A 19255-nucleotide genomic window follows, 5' to 3' on the forward strand; every position below is an offset into this window, starting at 1 on the left:
TTTCAGACTTGTGAAATCACTCCGAGTCTGCCAGACCGAACCCAACTAAAGGGTGCGAGCAGTTGCGCTCAGACTTGAATGACTGGAGCCCAAACGAAAAAGAGCGGCTTTAGCCGATCGTTTCGATTGGGTGAAGTCACTTCAAGTCTGCAACTGCGAACCCGACTAAAGGGTGCAAATCTAACTAACACGTCACAAATATGCTAGAATGAGCTAGGGCGACACTGCCCTAGCTTTTTTAAATAAGAGTATCAAGCTTTTGGATCATGTTAAGAAGCATCCGTTACGCTTTTGAATTTGATCGTTAAATTTTTAAAGGATCAACACTGGCTGAAGCCGTCTTGTACTTTATCCGTAAGTCGCTAACGCTCCAACGGCTAAAGCATGGCATCGGCTCGAGCCAAGGTCTCTCGCCTAACGAGCTTCAAACGGCTAGTAACGGCTTACGCCGACTATCCGTAATTCACATCTAGTCGGGTTCGGTCTGGCAGCTTTCGTGTCACTTCACAAGTCTCCGCCGCAGTCTTGCAGACTGCTCTGGTGACTTGCTCCAGTGAACGAAAGCTAACCGCCAGCCCTCACACCCTTAAGCTTGCTTGTTCATGGCTAACGATCAAATTCAAAACTTCACTCCTGCTTAAAATAAATGGTATAGAAAATCTTTTTTTACTATCATTTACTAGTAAAAAACACATTTGTCTAGACTGAAGCCTAGCCTCTATCTATTTAAGACTAAACAAAGCTTGTCTATTTTTAGCAAAACCAACAATCAAAACCATTAAAGGGAGGTCATGCAGATGACAGAGACTTATTATCAGGTGGGCAAATTGGTCAATACCCACGGCATCCGTGGCGATGTCCGGGTGATTTCGTCCACCGATTTTCCAGACCAGCGCTACCAGCCAGGGAGCCGGTTGACCCTCTTCGACAAGGGCCAAGCGGTGGAGGAGGTGGAAGTGGATAAGCACTACGTCCACAAGAACTTCCACATCCTCCACTTCAAGGGCTATCCGTCGATTAATGATGTGGAACGCTTCAAGGGCATGGAGCTCATGGTTGCAGGGGAGGACCGCGAAGACGACCTGGAAGAGGGGGCCTTCTACTATGAAGACATTATCGGTCTGGAAGTTCGCACGACAGAGGGTGAGCGTCTGGGCCGGATCCGGGAGATTACAGCGCTTGGTCCCAATGACGTCTGGCATGTCCAACGCTTTGCCAAGGGGGCGGATATCCTCCTCCCTTACATCGAAGACGTGGTCCAGGAGGTCAACTTGGACGAGGGCTATGTCCTGATTGACCCCATGGAAGGACTGATCGACTAATGCAGATTGACGTCTTAAGCCTATTCCCCGAAATGTTTGCGCCCCTGACTCAGTCCATCATCGGCAAGGCCCAGGAAAAAGGTCTGGTCTCGATTCGGATTACCGACTTCCGCCAATACGCCGAAAACAAACACGGTCATGTGGACGACTATCCCTTTGGCGGCGGGGCCGGCATGCTGCTCCAGGTGGGTCCCATCTACCGGGCCCTGGAAGCTATCAAGGCCAGCCATCCCGACACCGACAAACGGGTCATTCTCTTGGATCCAGCTGGGAAGACCTTCGACCAGGCCCAAGCCGAATCCTTGGCCCAGGCCGACCACTTGATCTTTATCTGTGGCCACTATGAGGGCTATGATGAGCGCATCCGCCACTATGTCACGGATGAAATCTCCCTGGGCGACTTTGTCCTAACTGGGGGTGAATTGGGCGCCATGGCTGTCATCGACGCCACTGTCCGCCTCCTGGATGATGCTGTCGGCAATGCTGAATCGGTGGTGGAAGATTCTTTCTCCACCGGGCTCTTGGAGCACCCCCAATACACCCGGCCGCGCGAATTCAATGGTATGACCGTGCCCGATGTTCTGCTGAGCGGCGACCACGCCAAGATCGCCGACTGGAAGCAAAAAGAATCCCTGCGTCGGACCCTAGAACGCCGGCCCGACCTGCTTGAGGACTACGAACTCTCCAACCAAGAAAAAATCTGGTTGGCAGATATGCAGGCAGACCAGGAAGAAAATGAAGAATAAAGTGATTAAGAACCGGGTAAAGCTATCCGGTTTTTCTTATATCAGGCTTATTTTCTAGCTGGCTAATAAGGCGAGAAACACAAGCTCTTTTTTGCTTTTCATTTAGAGAGTTAATATAATAGGAAGCAAGTTGCAGACAAGAGGAGGGACAAGCATGCAAATTGTAATTATTGGTGGCTCTTTTGCGGGGCTGGAGGCGGCTTTGGCCTGCCGGGAAGAGTATCCCGAAGCGGAGGTCAAGCTTTTTGAAGCGGGGGAGGACCTGGCCTTTAGCCCCAATAGCTTGAGGGAGGTCTTGACGGGTCACTTGGCGGACTTGAGCCAGGGAACGACCGTCAGCCTTGACCAGCTTGAGTCACAGAGGATTGACTGCCACTTGCGGGCACCAGTTCAGGCGATCCAGGTCGAGGACCGGACCATTACTTACGAAGAAGGAGGAGAAGTCTTCCAGCAGGCTTACGACTACCTGGTCTTAGCTATGGGCAGCCAGGTCTATCCTAAAGATTTGAGCTCCGATCAGGCCCAGCGTTTGATCCGGACCAAGGACCATGCGACCAGCCAACAGAGTCAGACAATTATTAAGCAAGTGGACCATATTCTAGTGGTTGGGGGCGGTCCTATCGGCATTGAGGCTGCCGTCCTCTACCGCCAGCTGGGTAAGCAAGTAACTTTAATCGAGGCTGGCCCCTATCTGGCCTATAAGCTCTTTGACCCCTGGCTGGGCAACCGGCTCCAAGACCAGCTCATCCAGCTGGGCGTCCAGGTCCACTGCCAGGCGACCTACCAAACTTTTGAAGCGGACACGAGCGGCGTCCAGGTCCAGACTCAGCAGGCGACTTATCAGACTGACGCCGTCCACTTTGCTATCAACTTGGCGCCGCGGACAGAACTTGTCCAGGATCAGCTTGTCCTTAACCCGGACGGGACCATCTGGGTGGATGCCTACCTGCGGACTTCAGCGCCTGGTGTCTTTGCCTGTGGGGACCTGGTCCGCCTGCCATTGGGTCCGGAGAAGTCTCAGACCTACCTGCCCCTGGTCAGCCATGCCAAGCAGACGGGTCGGCTAGCCGCCTTGAACTTGGAGGCAGCTCGCTATCCAGTGCCGGTTTCTCAGAGGACTGAGGCCTTGACCTTGGACCAGAAGATTTATTTTACCGGCGGGATCAGCCAGACCGAGGCGGACTACCAGGACCTGGCCTATTGCCTGACCCGCTATGAGAGTGACGGGCTGGCTATCCAGATCATTAGTGAACAAGCCACGGGCAAAATCTTGGGCCTCCAAGCCTGCCTATCCGACCAAGCGACGAGTCAAACGGTCCTGGCCTTGATGGCAACAGCCCTCCAGGCGGGACTGACCGACTACTTCCTGAGCCTTCAAGCCAATCTCTACCAGGGGCGCCAGGCCTTGATCGATCCGGACTGGTTCCAGGCCATCGGTCAACACTGGCGGACTCGGCGCCGAAGCTTAGACGGAGAGGAGGGCGACCATGCAGATTAGTCAATTGATGGAGCGCAGCCAGGCTGCGACCTACCAAGTCGTCCACCAGCTCATCCAGCAAGCTGGCCCCCTGGTGACTAAGACCCTCAAAGACCAGGTCGACCTCTCCCAAGCCACCTTGGACAAGTATCTGCGGGCCATCCAGGAAGCCGGCCAAGTAGGGGACATGGCTTGGCGCTTGGACTGGCAGGACGACCAGGTCAATCTCTGGCTGGACCAGCATCTCTCTCAAGAAGACATCTTGGCCTATTTTCTCCAGGACAGCATCAAGTACCAGGTCTTAGACTACTTATTTGAGAAGGGGGAATTCGCCATTAACCAACTGGCCGACCAGCTCCTCGTTTCTGAAGCCACCCTCAACCGAAACCTGGCCCAGCTCAACCAGTACCTCCAGGAATTCGGCCTGCAGATCAGAAATGGCCGGCTCAAGGGCCCCCACCACCAGGTCCTCTACTTCTACTACCAGCTCTATACAAGCAGCCTGCCGCCAGCAACTAAGGACGGGCTCATTAAGCAATACGGTCTCAAAGCCTACCTGCCTTATTTTGAGAAGATTAACAAGGGCACCTTCACGCCGCGCGGGGAAGACCGGCTGGCCCTCTGGCTCTATGTGACCCAGCGCCTGGCTCGCTTCAATGACCGCGATTATGAAAGTCTCTACCGAATCAGTGCCGACCTCCAGGACCGTCCCTTCTACCAGCGGGCCCGCCAGCACCTTCTCCGCTACCAGTCCCAGCTGGCCCGCGACTTCCAAGAGGGCGACCTGGTCAGCCATGTCCTCTTCCTCAGCTCCCACTACCTCCTCTCACCCAGCGTCAACGAACAATTCCTGGGCTACGGCGGCCCCATCATGTCAGCCACCAGCCAGACCGTCCGCCTGCTCAACCAGGACCAAGCCCTGGACAAGCGAGAAAAGGCCCGGATCGTCTATGAAGCCGGCCAGTCCTATTCGGCCCTCAGCTACTTCCAAGGTTTCCTCCTCCAAGGGCCTCTGCCTGATGCGGACAGTTCTTATGCCCAGGCTGCCCGGGACCTCCTAGCCCAAGTTGTACCCAAGACCTTGCCCATCAGCCTAGATGACCGCGGCGACCTGCTGACCTGGGTCCAGTGGAAGTGGGGCCAGACCCTGGAGACGCTCGATCTGAGAGAAGAAGCCGTCTACCAAGTCGCTGTCCGCCTGGATCCCTTGACCAACCTGGATCGAAAGACCATGCTAGAATTGCGCCAGCAGCTCGAAATCCACCGCCGGCTCAGCCTGGACCCCTACCAGGAAGGCATGGCCTACGACTTCCTCATCAGCGACTATCGCCAAGCCGACGACAATCCCCAAACCAGCTATTACCTCGACCAGCCCTTAACCCCCTACGACCTCAAATCCCTCAAACAGGTCTTCCAGCAAAAAGTTGCACCTTAAGAGGTGCGTTTGGCTAGGAAAATAAGAAAAGAAAAAGGATGATGCCCAAATTTGGACCTCATCCTTTTAGCTTATTCTTAGCATCAAGCTTCCTTTGTAATTCGTGGCAGCGTTTAATCGTCAAGTAATTAGAGATAATTAAGACAAGAATCGCTATCATCTGTAGGGTATCTTTCAAGAGTAATCACTCCTTTGCTAGTCATGTTTCTTGTAAGGAAATAGCCAAACAAGTAAGATAATAAATAATAGGCTAATTATAATTTTTAAGACTAGGGGGAAGGAACTTGTGACATCTCGAATCGCTTGTCCCCAGTTCGGGTTAATAAATAATCGAATAAAATGATCGATTGTAAAAATACTGACAATTAACCAAAATGAAATTTTTTTGTATTTTTCCATAAACAAATCATTCCTCAAAGCAATTAATCTCTGGGCTTAGCTACATCCTCACCCTAACAAAAATGAAAAAAGACCACAAGAATTATATTCTCAACCCATTAGACTAAGACTATGCGAAAAGGATTAATCCCAGTCTCTGAAGCCCAAGTACACCTCAAATTTTCATCGTCTAATTTTTAAAAATTTATCTCTATTTTTTAACAAGCAAAGATTATATTTTGCCATCTATTTGTGAGCAGGAGTGGAGCTTGAAAGGGGTCGTTAGCCGTGAAAAAGCAAGCATTATGAATTACGGCTAGTTGGCGATAGCCTTACTAGCCGTTTGAAGAATGCTAGGGGAGGGACCTTGGCCCGAACCGGTGCCACGGCTCTTTAACGATCACTTTCAAGGCGGAACGCATGCTCACCAGCAGGATTAATAAAGCAACTCCATAGGAACTATCAGCTTTTTTCAAAATCCTAAAAAAGTTAAGACCATCTATGTAAGCGCTAACGTTATAATATAGACAGAACTTAGAAATCAAGTCCAATTCTATTTGAACAATAGGAGGTTAAGATGGAAAAATATATTATGGCCATTGACCAGGGCACCACGTCCACCCGGGCAATTATCTACAACCACCAGGGTGAGAATGTGGGCTCCTACCAAAAAGAATTCGAACAAATCTTCCCCCATGCTGGCTGGGTAGAGCACAATGCCAACCAGATCTGGAATTCCGTCCAGTCTGTGATTGCCGGAGCCTTTATCGAGTCCGGACTCAAGCCCGAACAAATTGAGGGGATTGGGATCACCAACCAGCGGGAAACGACCGTCATCTGGGACAAGGAGACGGGGCTTCCTATCTACAATGCCATTGTCTGGCAGTCCCGGCAGACCGCAGCCATTGCCAACCAGCTCAAGGCAGCCGGCCATACGGAGATGATCCGCCAGAAGACTGGCCTGGTGATCGACGCCTACTTCTCAGCGACCAAGATTCGCTGGATTTTAGACCATGTGGACGGGGCCCAGGAACGCGCGGAGAAGGGCGACCTCCTCTTCGGGACCATTGATTCCTGGATCGTCTGGAAGCTGACCGATGGCAAGTGCCACGTGACGGACTACTCCAACGCTGCCCGGACCATGCTCTTTAACCTGAAAGAACTCGACTGGGACCAAGAAATTCTCGACTTGCTCAATATCCCGCGCTGCATGCTGCCGGAAGTCAAGTCCAATTCCGAGGTCTACGGCCACACCATTCCCTTCCACTTCTACGGGGCGGAAGTTCCTATCGCTGGAATGGCGGGGGACCAGCAGGCAGCCCTCTTCGGCCAGCTCGCCTTTGAACCAGGCATGGTCAAGAACACATACGGGACCGGGGCCTTCATTATTATGAATACCGGTGAAGACTTCCAGCTCTCGGACAACCGCCTGATCACGACCATAGCTTATGGGATCGATGGCAAGATCCACTATGCCTTAGAGGGGTCCATCTTCGTGGCAGGGTCTGCCATCCAGTGGCTGCGGGACGGCATGCGGCTGATCCAGTCCTCGCCTGAATCCGAGGACCTGGCCCAAGCCTCCACCAGTGAGGATGAGGTCTATGTCGTCCCTGCCTTTACCGGCCTGGGCGCCCCTTACTGGAATTCCGATGCCCGGGGCTCAGTCTTCGGCCTGACCCGGGGAACTAGCCGGGAGGACTTTGTCAAGGCGACCCTCCAGTCCCTGGCCTACCAGACCCGGGACATCATTGACACCATGGAGAAGGACACGGGCATGCCCATCAATGTCCTCAAGGTTGACGGTGGGGCGGCCATGAACAACTACCTCATGCAGTTCCAGGCCGATATCTTAGGGATTGAGATTGCCCGGGCCCAGAACCTGGAAACTACGGCCCTGGGTGCGGCCTTCCTGGCAGTGGGCTACTGGGACGACTTGGAAGAATTGAAGACCCTCAACGCGGTCGACCAAGCCTTCAACCCATCCATGAACAATGCCCGCAAGGAACAACTCTACAAGGGCTGGACCCGGGCTGTAAAAGCAACCCAGGTCTTTGCCGATACAAGTGATGAAGCGTAGGATAATCTTTAGAGGAGGATAAACCATGAAATTTTCATACCAAAGTCGTCAACAAGCCATTCAGAAGATGCAGGACCGGGAACTTGACTTGCTCGTGATCGGTGGGGGGATTACCGGGGCCGGTGTCGCCCTCCAAGCGGCCGCGTCAGGCCTAGAAACCGGTCTGATTGAGATGCAGGACTTCGCCGAAGGAACCTCCAGCCGGTCGACCAAGCTCGTCCACGGGGGGATCCGCTACCTCAAACACTTCGACGTGGAAGTCGTATCCGATACGGTCAAGGAAAGGGCCGTGGTCCAACAGATCGCTCCCCACATTCCTAAGCCCGACCCCATGATTTTGCCAGTCTATGATGAAGAAGGGGCAACCTTCAACCTCTTCCGGCTCAAAGTCGCCATGGACCTCTACGACCTCCTGGCAGGTATCCAGACCTCGCCTTATGCCAACAAGGTCCTCTCCAAGGAAGAAGTCCTGGCTGAAGAACCTGCCCTTAAAGCAGAAGGCTTACTGGGTGGGGGCCGCTACCTCGACTTCAACAACAGCGACATCCGTCTCGTGATCGAAAACATTAAGCGGGCCCAAGACGACGGTGCCCTAGTCGCCAGCCGGGTCCAAGCAGTGGGTTATACTTATAATGAAGCCGGCGAAATTACTGGTGTCCGCGCCTTGGATCGTTTGACCGACCAAGAATTCGAGATCAAGGCACGGGTGGTCATCAATACGACAGGGCCATGGTCCGATAAGACCCGGAACTTAGACCGGTCGGACCAAGAAGCCATCCACCAAATGCGGCCTACCAAGGGCGTCCACCTGGTTATCGATTCCGCCAAGCTCAAGGTCAACCATCCCGTCTACTTCGACAGCGGCCACAATGACGGCCGGATGATCTTTGTCATTCCAAGAGAGAATAAGACCTACTTCGGGACGACCGACACCGACTACCAAGGCGACCTCAAGCACCCCCAAGTCACCCAAGAAGACGTGGACTATCTCCTGGCAGCTGTCAACGGCCGCTTCCCAGATGCGGACATTAGCCTAGAGAATGTGGAATCCTCCTGGGCAGGGCTCCGGCCACTTCTCGCTGGCAACTCGTCTTCCGACTACAACGGGGGCGATAGCGGCAAGCTGACCGACGACAGCTTCGACCAATTGATTCATTCGGTCCAAGCCTATCTCAAGGAGGAACAGACCCGCGAACAAGTCGAAGGCGTCGTGGCTAACCTAGAAGGCAGCCTGTCCGAACAACAATTGAAACCTTCCGAAGTCTCCCGGGGTTCTGACCTCTCCATTGATGACAATGGCCTGATTACTTTGGCTGGCGGGAAGATCACGGACTACCGCAAGATGGCAGCCGGTGCTCTGGAGAAGATTATCGGCATCCTGGCTGACAAGTTCGACCGCCACTTCCGGGCCATCAATTCCAGAACCTATCCAGTCTCAGGCGGGGAAATCAACCCCGACAATATCGAGCGCGAATTCGAAGCCTATGCCCAAATCGGCGTCAGCCGCGGCTTGACCAATGAAGAAGCTTATGAAATTGCTGCCCTCTACGGGTCCAACGCTCCCCAAGTCTTCCAATTGGTCGATCAAATCGACAAGGATGACCGCCTGACCCTCAAGGAGAATATCATGCTGGCCTATGCCATGGCTTATGAGATGACCCTGACCCCAGTGGACTACTTCCTGCGCCGGACCAACTACCTGCTTTTCAAGCGGGATGAGGTGGACCATATGATTGCACCGGTCTTAGACATCATGGCAGCAGCCTATGATTGGACAGCAGAAGAAAAACAAGCTCAGCTGGACCAATTACAAGCCACCATTGAAGAAAACGACCTGGCCCAGCTTAAGGCCAAGTAAGGAGGGACCACCATGCCCACAGATGTACTCGGAGAATTTCTCGGCACGGCCTTCCTGGTCCTCCTAGGGGACGGGGTGGTGGCCAATGTCAGCCTAGACCGGACCAAGGGCAAGGACGCGGGTTGGCTGACCATCACCATCGGCTGGGGCCTGGCCGTCGCCATTGCCGCCTATGCCACCGGTCACATGGGACCAGCCCATCTCAACCCAGCCGTTAGCTTGGCCTTTGCCCTGAGAGGGGCCATCAGTTGGGGGACCTTCCTGGCCTATACCATCGCCCAGGTCCTGGGAGCTGTTTTAGGCGCGGTCGGCGTCTGGCTCCTCTACCGGCCCCACTATGCCCAGACTGAAGACCCAGACACTATCCTGGGTACCTTCGCCACGGCACCGGCTATTGATTCCCCCCTGGATAATGTGATTGCGGAAGTGATCGGGACCTTCATCCTGGCCTACGGGATTCTGGCCTTCGCCTACACTGAGATGGCGCCAGGGATAGGTACCGCTGTAGTCTCTGCCTTGATTGTGAGCATCGGGATCTCCCTGGGTGGGCCGACTGGCTACGCCATCAACCCGGCCCGGGACTTTGGCCCCCGCCTGGCCCACAGCTTCCTGCCCATCCCTCATAAGGGGTCTAGCCAGTGGTCCTATGCCTGGGTGCCGATTCTTGGCCCCATGTTAGGGGGCTTATTGGCAGCAGGACTGGATGTTTTGATTAATGCATAGAGTGAATGGAAGAGTCGGCCTTGGGGGCTGGCTCTTTTAATTTGGCTTGGATTGGGATTGTGCTGGTGAGCATGCGTTCCGTTTTGAGTTTGATCGTTAAATGTTTAAAGGATCAACACGGCTGAAGCCGTCTTGTACTTTATCCGTAAGTCGCTAAAGCTCCAACGGCTAAAGCATAGCACCGGCTCGAGCCTTGGTCTCTCGCCTAGCGAGAGTCAAACGGAGAGTAAGGCTTGCGCCAACTCTCCATAATTCGCTTCGCTTTCTTTTTCATGGCTAACGATCAAACTCAAGCTCCACTTCTGCTCACGATTGAATTGCTGCCAAATCAAAAGATGTGTGTAATATAGGTATTGGATAAAAATGGTGTTGGTGGGGATCTACTTTGCTTTCTTATCTGCTTCTTATTACATTTGACGAGCAGCTTGAAAAGCTTTAAAGTGAATTTATAAGATGGATTTATGATTCTTTTAAAGTCAAGGAGGAGTGGTAATGAAGGATAACTTGGAATTGTGGATTGGTTTAGGATTAATTTTTGGAGTAGTTTTTGGTGTATTAACAGGTAGACTAGGGATTGGAATAGGCTTTGGTTTAATCATCGGAGCTTCTTTAGGTGTTGCTTTTGAAGGGGATGAATAGCCTGAGTCTTAGTACTCTCTTGCGCAAAATGCGATTAGATGTTATGGGATATAAAGGTCAGCTTTAAGCTGACTTTTTTAATTTGGCTTGAGATTGTGCTAGTGAGCATGCGTTCCATCTTGACTTTGATCGTTAAATGTTTATATGAAATCTGACTTGAGCAAATGAAATTGTGGTTGTTATGGTGGCTTGTGCTTATTAATTTACTGCGAGTTATTGAGCTTTTATTTATAATTGACGAAGGGTTTGGAAAGGTTTACAGTAGGAGTGTAAGGTGAATCAGAATCGTTTTTGCCATGGAGGTGGCTGATTATGAAGGATAGTATGGGTTTGTGGATTGGTTTAGGTTTGTTTTTTGGGGCGATCTTTGGTTTGGTGACAGATAAAATGGCTGTTGGCATAGGAGTCGGCCTAGCAATTGGCGTTTCCTTGGGAGCGGCAAAAGAAAAGAATAAAGCTTCTAAGAAATAGGGTTAAAATATACAAAAAAGGTCAGTGATCTTGTCTAGGGCACTGGCTGGATACGATCGATTGATGGAGTCGCCCTTGAGCTGACTCTTTTTTATTAATTCAAGACAGCAAATATAATAGCCTTTGCTTATATATATATATATATATCATGTCTATTTTATAATAAATAAAACCAATATTGATTGACAGGAGAAGCTAAAACCTTTACAGTAACTTTATAAGCTAAGAAATATCAATCTTTCAAGTATGGTTATCGATTGAGGGAGGAGAGGTATGAAAGATAATTTTGGATTCTGGCTTGGTTTAGCGATGATAGTTGGCGTGTTCCTGGGGTGGACGATTGACAGTATGCCTCTTGGTATTGGATTGAGTCTTGTAGTCGGTAAGGGAATCGGGATGGGCTTGAAGGATGATGGTAAGAAGGAAGATTAAGTTAGTGATGATTAAATAAAGGAGGCCTGTAATGAATGACCAGTTAAGAAAGCGCCGGTTGAGCGCGAAGTACGGCTTTTATGCCTATTTCCTTATTTTTGCGATTACTATTATTGTGGATGGGGTGGGCGGGAAGTTCCAGTATGTGCTCGACACGTCGGCCAGTCATATTCTTGTTTTTGTCCTGCAGAAGTTTTTAGCTTACAATTTAATCGCTATCCTTCCAGCAGTGATTATTGCCCTAACTTTTTACTTCTTTATCTTGAGAGAATGTGACTAGTGAGTCTCTCGACAATAACCCAAATAAAAACAGGCCTCCCAACGTATGCCGTTAGGAGGCCGGATTGCTTATGATAGGTTAGAAGGGGGCCATGACGTTAAAGAGTGTGCTTAACAGAATACCGACGACTAAGCCGCCCACAAAAATTAGAATATTGCGCATGGTCTTGTTGTCCTTCATCACTCGCCAGCTCCTTTCCTAAAGACTGACTGCCTACTGTATCTCCATTCTAACAAGAAAACATAAGCGCTTTCAATCGATAAGAATTGAAAACGGCACTTATTGACTAAAATATAAATAATATAAACCTTCCTGCTCCTCTTAAATTCAACTATCAGAGTTAAAAGCACTATAGCTATCCCTACTATTATTTAAAAAGGAAGCTTGCCTTTTGTAATGGGTAATTAGAAAAAAATCTATGCTAGTTATTTTTGAGCAGGAGTGGAGCGTTGAAGTTGGCCCTTAGCCGTGACCAAGCAAGCGATGTGAATTACGGCTAGTCGGCGTAAGCCGTTACTAGGCGTTTGAAGCTCGCTAGGTGAGGGACTTTGGCCCGAACCGGTGCCACGGCTCTTTAAGGGCCAAATTCATAAGCGCAACGCATGCTCACGCTGAGCATCAATAACCCAAACAAAGCCCCCAAAATCTGGCCACTAGCAGACTTTTGAGGGCTTTATATTATTTAAAATCTAAAACGATTTATTTAACGCCATCAATAATCCCAGTGAAGCTATCTACTTCTAGACTTGCGCCACCAACGAGGACACCGTTGATGTTGTCTTGGGATAGGATTTCTTTAGCGTTAGCTGCTTTAACAGAACCGCCGTAGAGGATGCTAGCTTCTTTAGCGACATCTTCTGAAGTCAATTCCGCAATGACTTGACGGATTTCGGCACAAACTTCTTCTGCGTCTTGGGCAGAAGCGGTCTTACCAGTTCCGATAGCCCAGATTGGTTCGTAGGCGAAGACAACTTGTGAGATGTCATTAGCGTCTAAACCTTTGAGGGCAGCCTTTAATTGTTCAGTGATGAAGGCAATATATTCATCAGCTTCACGTTGTTCCAAGCTTTCACCCACGCAGAGGATAGGGGTCAACTTGTTGTCTAAGGCAGCTTTCACCTTAGCGTTGATGTCTTCGTCGGTTTCCTTGAAGATTTCGCGGCGTTCAGAGTGGCCAAGAACGACGTAGTCTACACCGAGGTCGCTCAAGGCAGCAGGGCTGGTTTCGCCTGTGAAGGCTCCACTATCTTCAGAGTAGCAGTTTTGGGCCCCCACTTTAAGGGCAGAATCTTGAGTGCGTTCCACAGCGTCAGCCACGAAGAGGGCAGGTGGGATAACAACCACATCAGCGTCCACATTAGCGTCCACTTGGGCTTTCAAGTCATCGATGAAGCTCTTCGCTTCACCAGCAGTCTTATTTAATTTCCAGTTTCCGGCAATAATTGTCTTAACCAATTTAAAATCTCCCTTCAGAAATTAAGTACACCTGTATTCTACCATTTTTGTCATGAAAACACTATTGTAAAGTGAAGAAAATCTCAAAGGGGGCGAAAGCTAGCGGGAGAAATAGACCTCTGGAGCAAGAGACCTATTTCTGCTAGCCTGAACCCAACTAATAAGCAACATAAAAGTCAGTTCCAACGAAATTTCTGACGAAGCAGCTAAGAATTTTCTCATTCGTCAGAGAAGGGCCCAAAATGTGTTAGAATGGAGGGGATGTGTGACGTGACAAGCGACTGAGAAGGAGAGCTTATGCTGAAGAATTTTATTTTTGATATTGATGACACCCTCTACGACCAGATGGATCCCTTCCGTCGGGCTTTGACGGAGGTCTTCCCCGACTTGGACCAGGACCGGGCGGCGATTTGGTATAAGAAGAGCCGTTATATTTCGGATACGGAATTCCCGGGTCTTGCCTTCGACCCCGAGGGCATCAAGCAGATGCAGATCAAGCGCATCCAGTCGCCCCTGGCTGATGATGGGATTGACATTTCCAGTGAAGAAGGCTGGGCTTTCCAGGAAGCCTACCAGCGCTACCAAAAGGATCTGGACCTCCAAAACGACATGCGCCAAGTCCTCGATCTCTTGAAGGCAGCAGACCAGGCCATGGGCGTGATTACCAATGGGGAAACCGCCAAGCAGTGGGCCAAGGTAGAAACCATGGGCTTGACGGACTGGATTCCAGAAGACTATATCTTAGTTTCCGAAGAGGTGGGTGTAGCCAAACCTGAACGCGAAATCTTTGACTTGGTCTGCCAGCGGATGGGCATCCGACCTGAAGAGAGCGTCTACTTCGGCGATAACTTCAAGCACGATATGGTGGCGGCCAAGGAAGCTGGTTTCCATACTGTCTGGCTCAACCACCGGGACCGCGAATTTGAAGGCGTTGATGATTATGTGGACCAGGTCTGCATGGACTTCCCTGAAGTTCTTACTTGGGTCCAAAAAAATCTCAAATAATCCTTTACAAATCTACTCGAATTTGTTAGACTATGTACTTGTGAGTAATTATCACGTATCAAACGATATTCCGCTGGTAGGTCTGCCTGCTATGAGTGTTTGTTGGAAGGAGAAAAAACATGAGTAAATTAATTGAAGCTATCACAAACGAACAATTACGTTCTGACATCCCAGACTTCCGTCCTGGTGACACCGTTCGTGTCCACGCTAAGGTTGTCGAAGGTGACCGTGAACGTATCCAGCTTTTCGAAGGTGTTGTTATCAAACGCCGCGGTCAAGGCATCAGCGAAACTTACACTGTTCGTAAGATTTCTAGTGGTGTTGGTGTGGAACGGACTTTCCCAGTTCATACCCCACGTGTTGACCAAATCGAAGTGATCCGTCAAGGTAAAGTTCGTCGTGCGAAATTATACTACTTACGTGATCGTCACGGTAAGGCAGCTCGGATTGCTGAACGCCGTCGTAAATAGTTCGATAGATATTGAAGCAGCAGGCTTGGCTTGCTGCTTTTTCTTTTTGGTGGATGGTAATAGGTATACAAATTGTAATGATGAGCATCCGTTCCGCTTTTGAATTTGATTGTTAAAGAGCCATGGCACCGGCTCGAGCCAAGGTCTCTCGCCTAGCGAGACTTAAACGGACCGTACGGCTAAAGCCTACGCTCCGTAATTCGCTTCGCTTGCTTGTTCATGGCTAACGATCACATTCAACGCTTCACTCTTGCTCATGAGTAAATTGTTAATTATTAAGCTAAAAGAGTAAAAGTTTTTGATTTTCTAGCTAAGAGAAAAAGCAAATTGATTTTTCTACAAAAAAGTAGTCTGATGCCTGCTTCATGCGTGAGTCTTGTGAGAGGAAAGGGCCCGCTGGTTAAACCGCTTTCCCTTTTTGATTGAGTTGGGCTTTTTGCCTGTGTTAAAATGAAGTTAAAGGAGGTCGTGATGATGACTGAAGAATATACGACGGAAGAGAAAGGCTGGGGGCAGCGCTTCTTGGATATTTTGAAATGGATTGGCTTGATGATTTTGGGAACCCTACCTATGGGCTTGATGCTTGTGGTCAATGGTAATTCCCATCGTTTTTCCTGGCCAATAGTAGCTGGGCTGACCCTCTTAGTTCTAGTTTTTGCTTATGTGACTTACCGTTTTCTTTATAACTTTTATTACAAGCGTGCCCAGGGCAAGGACAACTTCGACCGCTTGGGATGGAAGGATATTGGAATTGTCTTCCTCTACTATATTGGGGTCCGCGTGGCGGTGGTGGTATTGACCATGGCCAACCAAGCTGTCTATGAGACGGGGGTATCGGCCAATGACCAGATGCTCTTCTCCGGCGACCCTAACTTAGTATCGCCTATTTCCAATATTGCTTTCTTTCTCATGATGGGCTTTGCGGTGCCGTTTCTCGAAGAATTGGTCTTCCGGGGTATTTTCCAGCATCTTTTCTTCAAGGCTGAAAGCTTCTGGTGGCCCCTGGTCTTGAGTTCATTGATCTTCGGCCTCAACCACTTGTCCAGTAATATGATTGAGGCTTTGATGTATATCATCATGGGGATTGCCCTCTACCTAGCCTACCGCCGGCGGAACAACATCAAGGACGCCATCCTGCTCCATATGATGAACAACGGCTTCGCAGCGATCATTCTCTTAGGCTCCTATCTCTTCCATATTTTTAGTTAACCAGCACATCTCCCAGTCTTCTAGGCTGGGAGTTTTTTGCTTTCTTTATCAAATTGTACTAGTGAGCATCCGTTCCGCTTTTAGTTTATAGTTTTTAATGACACAAGTATTTTTTATTTAGCAATTTATTATTGAGCAGGAGTGGAGCGTTGAAGTTGGGCCTTAGCCATGAACAAGTAAGCAAAGAGAATTATGGCTCGTAGGCTTTAGCCGTACGAGCCGTTTGATTCTTGCTAGGTGAGAGACCTTGGCTCGAGCCGATGCCATGGCTTTTCAAGGCCCAAATTCGATAGCGCAACGTATGCTCAACTATTAGAGTATTAAAGAATAGAAAAGAAACCGCTTTTATGTTAAATTATAGGAGAAAAGAATGTGCGCATCGAATGAAAGGAAGGAAAGATCAATCATGAAAAAGATTATCAACCAGGCGTCTGATGTGGTCGATGAGATGCTCTCGGGCATGGTTCTGGCCAATCCCAAGATCGAGCGGATTGAGGATACAGGGATCCTGATAGCCAAGGACTTGCCAGATCAAGTTTCGGTGATCAGCGGTGGAGGCAGTGGCCATGAGCCCAGTCACGCTGGCTTTATTGGAGATGGGATGTTGGCAGGGGCAGTCTGCGGCCAGGTCTTTACTTCACCGACCTCCGACCAGGTCTACCGGGCCATCCAGGAAGCCAACCAGGGCCAGGGGGTCATGCTGGTGATCAAGAATTATTCCGGGGACATCATGAACTTCGAAATGGCCATGGAGATGGCAGAGATGGATGATATTCCGGTCGCCAAGGTGGTCGTGGATGACGATATTGCGGTGGAAGATTCCGACTTCACCCAGGGCAAGCGCGGAGTGGCTGGCACTGTCTTCGTTCATAAGATTCTCGGGGCCGCTGCCCGATCAGGCGGTAGCCTGGCAGACCTAGAGGCATTGGGGCAGAGGGTCGTCGCTAATCTATCCTCCATTGGCCTGGCCTTGTCTGGCGCGACAGTTCCAGAGTCCGGCAAGCAGGGCTTCAACCTGGCGGATGATGAGATCGAGTTCGGGGTCGGCATCCACGGTGAACCGGGCTACAAACGCGAAAAACTCCAGCCTTCCCGGGCTATGGCCCAAGAAATGTTGGAGAAGTTGAAGGCCTATAACAACTGGCAGGCCGGCGACCGCTATGCCATCCTCGTCAACGGCATGGGGGCAACGCCGCTGATGGAGCAGTACATTTTCTTAAATGATGTGATGGAACTTCTAGAAGTTGAGGACCTGGACATTGCCTTTACCAAGGTCGGCAACCTGATGACCTCGATTGATATGGCAGGGATTTCCTTAACTTTCTTAAAATTAGAAGACGACTGGCTGGACTTACTCCAAGCCGATGTTGATGTGGAAGGATGGTAGACTGATGAGTCAAGAACAAGCAGTGCGCGAGGCTTTAAGCCTTTTTAGCCAAAAAGTTACGGAAAATAGAGAATACCTGTCCGAATTGGATACGCCGATCGGGGACGGTGACCATGGTGGTAACATGAAGCGGGGCATGGATGCTCTCCAGGAGAAGCTGGACGACCAAGCGGAGGACGCCTCAGTGGTGGACCTCTTAAAGGCAGCAGCCATGGCCATGATGTCCAAGGTTGGCGGGGCCTCGGGTCCGCTCTACGGGACGGCCTTCTTGGAGATTGCCAAGGCCTTGCAGGGGCAAGCGGGCGACTGGGGAGCCGCTATCCAGGCAGCAGCAGATGGGATCGCCAAGCGCGGCCATGCCCAGGCAGGAGATAAGACCATGCTAGACGTCTGGCTGCCTGCTGCTGAGGCCCTGAAGGAAGGCAGCTTGACTGCCGAACAAATTGACGGATGGGTTCAAGCGACAGAGGACATGCAGGCTCGCAAAGGTCGGGCTTCCTATGTGGGCGAACGGTCAGTTGGCCACATCGATCCCGGAGCCATGTCTACATCTTACTGGCTCAAGGCCCTCGTGGAAGCAGGTGTTCTCAATGACTAGCGCGATTCTCTTAGTCTCCCATGTGGCGGACCTGGCCCAAGGCGTGGCGGCTCTCTTAGGGGAAGTGGCCCAGGATGTGGAAATCATCCAGGCAGCAGGCCTCGAAGATGGTGGGATTGGGACCTCCTTCGAACGGATCCAGACCGCCATCGACCAGGCTGAGGCCGACCAGATCTACGCCTTCTATGACCTGGGTTCTGCCAAGATGAACCTGGAAATGGTCCAGGAAATGTCCGACAAAAAAATCACCATCTATGACACCGCCTTCGTCGAAGGGGCCTACAACGCCGCTGCCCTGACCCAGGCTGGTTTGGACCAGGAAGAAATGGAAAAACAGCTGAAGGATTTAGTGGTGAAATAGATGGCGCTAGCGAGCATCCGTTCCGATTTCAACGCTTCACTCCTGCCCATAAAAACAGTGCCAAGCCGATATTATAATCATTAGTAGCTAATGAAAATAAAAAAGTGTCGCCTTCTCTTTTTGTCGAGGGAGGCGACACTTTTGTTATTTCATTATAGACAAATACGGGCCAGGAGGTCGTCGAATTCGCGGACGTCTACCTTACGGCCGAGGCTGATCTTGATATGGCCAGCCCGAGTCCAGAGTTCGATTTCAGAGGTCAGGTCGAGGCGGCCTGCGTTCTCCGTGGACCACATGGTGATGGAGCGGTAGGGGAGGCTGTAGATTTCAATCTTCTTGCCAGTTAGGCCCTGGCTATCGCGGACGATCAGGCGCTTGTTGGTAAAGATAGCCACATCACGGATGGTTTTAAAGGCGCGGAAGGCTTCTTCGCCGGGCACTAACATCTTTTGAACGTCATCTGGAACAGGCACTTCTTCATCAAAAATCCAGGACGTTACTTCATTAATTTCGGACATAGGGTCCTCCTTTTTTGCCTTTAGTCTAACAAAAAGCAAGCAAAAAAGCTAGGCGGGTGGTCTAGCTTTAAAGTGGTTTGTTTAGTTGGGGCGCAGAGTTAGAAGCTTTTCCACTTCTAATCGCTCTTGCTCACACCCTGTAGTCGGGTTCAGTCTGGCAGCTTTCGTGTCACTTCACAAGTCTCCGCCGCAGTCTTGCAGACTGCTCTGGTGACTTGCTCCAGTGAACGAAAGCTAACCGCCAGCCCTCTCACCCTTTTTTAGTCGGGTTCGGTCGCGCAGAAGTGGCTCCTCTTCACAAAACGCCGTCGAAGACTTTCAGTCTTCTCTGTTGCTTTGCTCCAGAGGTCCACTTCTAATCGCGCTCCCTCTCACCCTTTTCTAGTCGGGTTCGCAAAGGCAGAAAGGGAGTGA

At 50.5% G+C, this 19255-nt stretch carries 19 protein-coding genes; 17 read left to right on the forward strand and 2 right to left on the reverse strand.

Going from position 1 to position 19255, the window contains the following annotated elements; all coding sequences use genetic code 11:
- Positions 1-797: 797 nt before the first annotated feature.
- The 11 genes from rimM to HMPREF2626_RS03680 all read left to right on the forward strand — a co-directional run bounded on the left by rimM (position 798) and on the right by HMPREF2626_RS03680 (position 11838).
- On the forward strand, positions 798-1322 hold the full coding sequence (gene rimM, locus HMPREF2626_RS03635; protein WP_070617574.1) for a ribosome maturation factor RimM: 525 nt from the start codon (positions 798-800) through the stop codon (positions 1320-1322).
- Positions 1322-2068: a tRNA (guanosine(37)-N1)-methyltransferase TrmD gene (gene trmD, locus HMPREF2626_RS03640; protein ID WP_070617578.1), complete on the forward strand. Its 747-nt coding sequence runs from the start codon at positions 1322-1324 to the stop codon at positions 2066-2068. Before rimM ends, trmD begins: the two co-directional genes overlap by 1 nt.
- A 154-nt stretch (positions 2069-2222) precedes the next feature.
- Positions 2223-3566, forward strand: coding sequence for an NAD(P)/FAD-dependent oxidoreductase (locus HMPREF2626_RS03645; RefSeq protein ID WP_070617581.1), 1344 nt, complete (start codon positions 2223-2225; stop codon positions 3564-3566).
- Entirely contained in the window at positions 3556-4980 is a 1425-nt protein-coding gene (locus HMPREF2626_RS03650) for an AcpB/EbpR/MafR family transcriptional regulator (protein WP_070617584.1), read from the forward strand. Before HMPREF2626_RS03645 ends, HMPREF2626_RS03650 begins: the two co-directional genes overlap by 11 nt.
- Positions 4981-5935: 955 nt before the next feature.
- Complete coding sequence (glpK, locus tag HMPREF2626_RS03660; RefSeq protein ID WP_070617590.1) at positions 5936-7435, forward strand: glycerol kinase GlpK; 1500 nt, start codon at positions 5936-5938, stop codon at positions 7433-7435.
- Between the two features lie 25 nt (positions 7436-7460).
- Complete coding sequence (glpO, locus tag HMPREF2626_RS03665; protein ID WP_070617593.1) at positions 7461-9293, forward strand: type 1 glycerol-3-phosphate oxidase; 1833 nt, start codon at positions 7461-7463, stop codon at positions 9291-9293.
- A gap of 12 nt (positions 9294-9305) precedes the next feature.
- Complete coding sequence (locus tag HMPREF2626_RS03670) at positions 9306-10016, forward strand: MIP/aquaporin family protein (RefSeq protein ID WP_070617595.1); 711 nt, start codon at positions 9306-9308, stop codon at positions 10014-10016.
- A 492-nt stretch (positions 10017-10508) separates the two neighbouring features.
- The gene (locus HMPREF2626_RS10010) at positions 10509-10655 is read left to right on the forward strand and encodes a glycine zipper family protein (protein ID WP_141744577.1); all 147 of its coding nucleotides are present in this window, start codon (positions 10509-10511) and stop codon (positions 10653-10655) included.
- A gap of 312 nt (positions 10656-10967) precedes the next feature.
- The gene (locus HMPREF2626_RS03675) at positions 10968-11126 is read left to right on the forward strand and encodes a glycine zipper domain-containing protein (RefSeq protein ID WP_070617598.1); all 159 of its coding nucleotides are present in this window, start codon (positions 10968-10970) and stop codon (positions 11124-11126) included.
- A gap of 273 nt (positions 11127-11399) precedes the next feature.
- Positions 11400-11558, forward strand: coding sequence for a hypothetical protein (locus tag HMPREF2626_RS10095; RefSeq protein ID WP_168162699.1), 159 nt, complete (start codon positions 11400-11402; stop codon positions 11556-11558).
- 31 nt (positions 11559-11589) lie between these two features.
- The gene (locus HMPREF2626_RS03680; protein ID WP_070617602.1) at positions 11590-11838 is read left to right on the forward strand and encodes a hypothetical protein; all 249 of its coding nucleotides are present in this window, start codon (positions 11590-11592) and stop codon (positions 11836-11838) included.
- A gap of 699 nt (positions 11839-12537) precedes the next feature.
- Here the strand turns inward: HMPREF2626_RS03680 and tpiA are convergent.
- Positions 12538-13293: a triose-phosphate isomerase gene (gene tpiA, locus HMPREF2626_RS03685; RefSeq protein WP_070617604.1), complete on the reverse strand. Its 756-nt coding sequence runs from the start codon at positions 13291-13293 to the stop codon at positions 12538-12540.
- 297 nt (positions 13294-13590) lie between these two features.
- On the opposite strand from tpiA, the gene HMPREF2626_RS03690 reads away from it, so the two are divergent.
- From HMPREF2626_RS03690 to dhaM, 6 genes are all read left to right on the forward strand, one after another.
- Positions 13591-14298, forward strand: a complete 708-nt coding sequence (locus tag HMPREF2626_RS03690; protein WP_070617607.1) for an HAD family hydrolase — start codon at positions 13591-13593, stop codon at positions 14296-14298.
- Between the two features lie 119 nt (positions 14299-14417).
- Positions 14418-14768 (forward strand): 50S ribosomal protein L19, encoded by a 351-nt coding sequence (gene rplS, locus HMPREF2626_RS03695; RefSeq protein WP_070617610.1) that lies wholly within the window; start codon positions 14418-14420, stop codon positions 14766-14768.
- Between the two features lie 474 nt (positions 14769-15242).
- Complete coding sequence (locus HMPREF2626_RS03700) at positions 15243-15977, forward strand: CPBP family intramembrane glutamic endopeptidase (protein ID WP_168162700.1); 735 nt, start codon at positions 15243-15245, stop codon at positions 15975-15977.
- A gap of 406 nt (positions 15978-16383) precedes the next feature.
- Complete coding sequence (dhaK, locus tag HMPREF2626_RS03705; protein WP_070617615.1) at positions 16384-17364, forward strand: dihydroxyacetone kinase subunit DhaK; 981 nt, start codon at positions 16384-16386, stop codon at positions 17362-17364.
- A gap of 4 nt (positions 17365-17368) precedes the next feature.
- Positions 17369-17962: a dihydroxyacetone kinase subunit DhaL gene (gene dhaL / locus HMPREF2626_RS03710; RefSeq protein ID WP_070617618.1), complete on the forward strand. Its 594-nt coding sequence runs from the start codon at positions 17369-17371 to the stop codon at positions 17960-17962.
- Positions 17955-18323 carry a dihydroxyacetone kinase phosphoryl donor subunit DhaM gene (gene dhaM / locus HMPREF2626_RS03715; RefSeq protein ID WP_070617621.1) on the forward strand — a complete coding sequence of 123 codons (369 nt, stop codon included), beginning with the start codon at positions 17955-17957 and terminating at the stop codon, positions 18321-18323. The genes dhaL and dhaM overlap by 8 nt, the downstream gene beginning before the upstream one ends.
- Positions 18324-18475: 152 nt before the next feature.
- Here dhaM and HMPREF2626_RS03720 read toward each other — a convergent pair whose 3' ends face one another.
- Positions 18476-18841 (reverse strand): PH domain-containing protein, encoded by a 366-nt coding sequence (locus tag HMPREF2626_RS03720; protein ID WP_070617624.1) that lies wholly within the window; start codon positions 18839-18841, stop codon positions 18476-18478.
- Between the last annotated feature and the right edge of the window lie 414 nt (positions 18842-19255).

It is taken from the genome of Aerococcus sp. HMSC062A02 (assembly GCF_001809535.1).
GTDB lineage: Bacteria > Bacillota > Bacilli > Lactobacillales > Aerococcaceae > Aerococcus.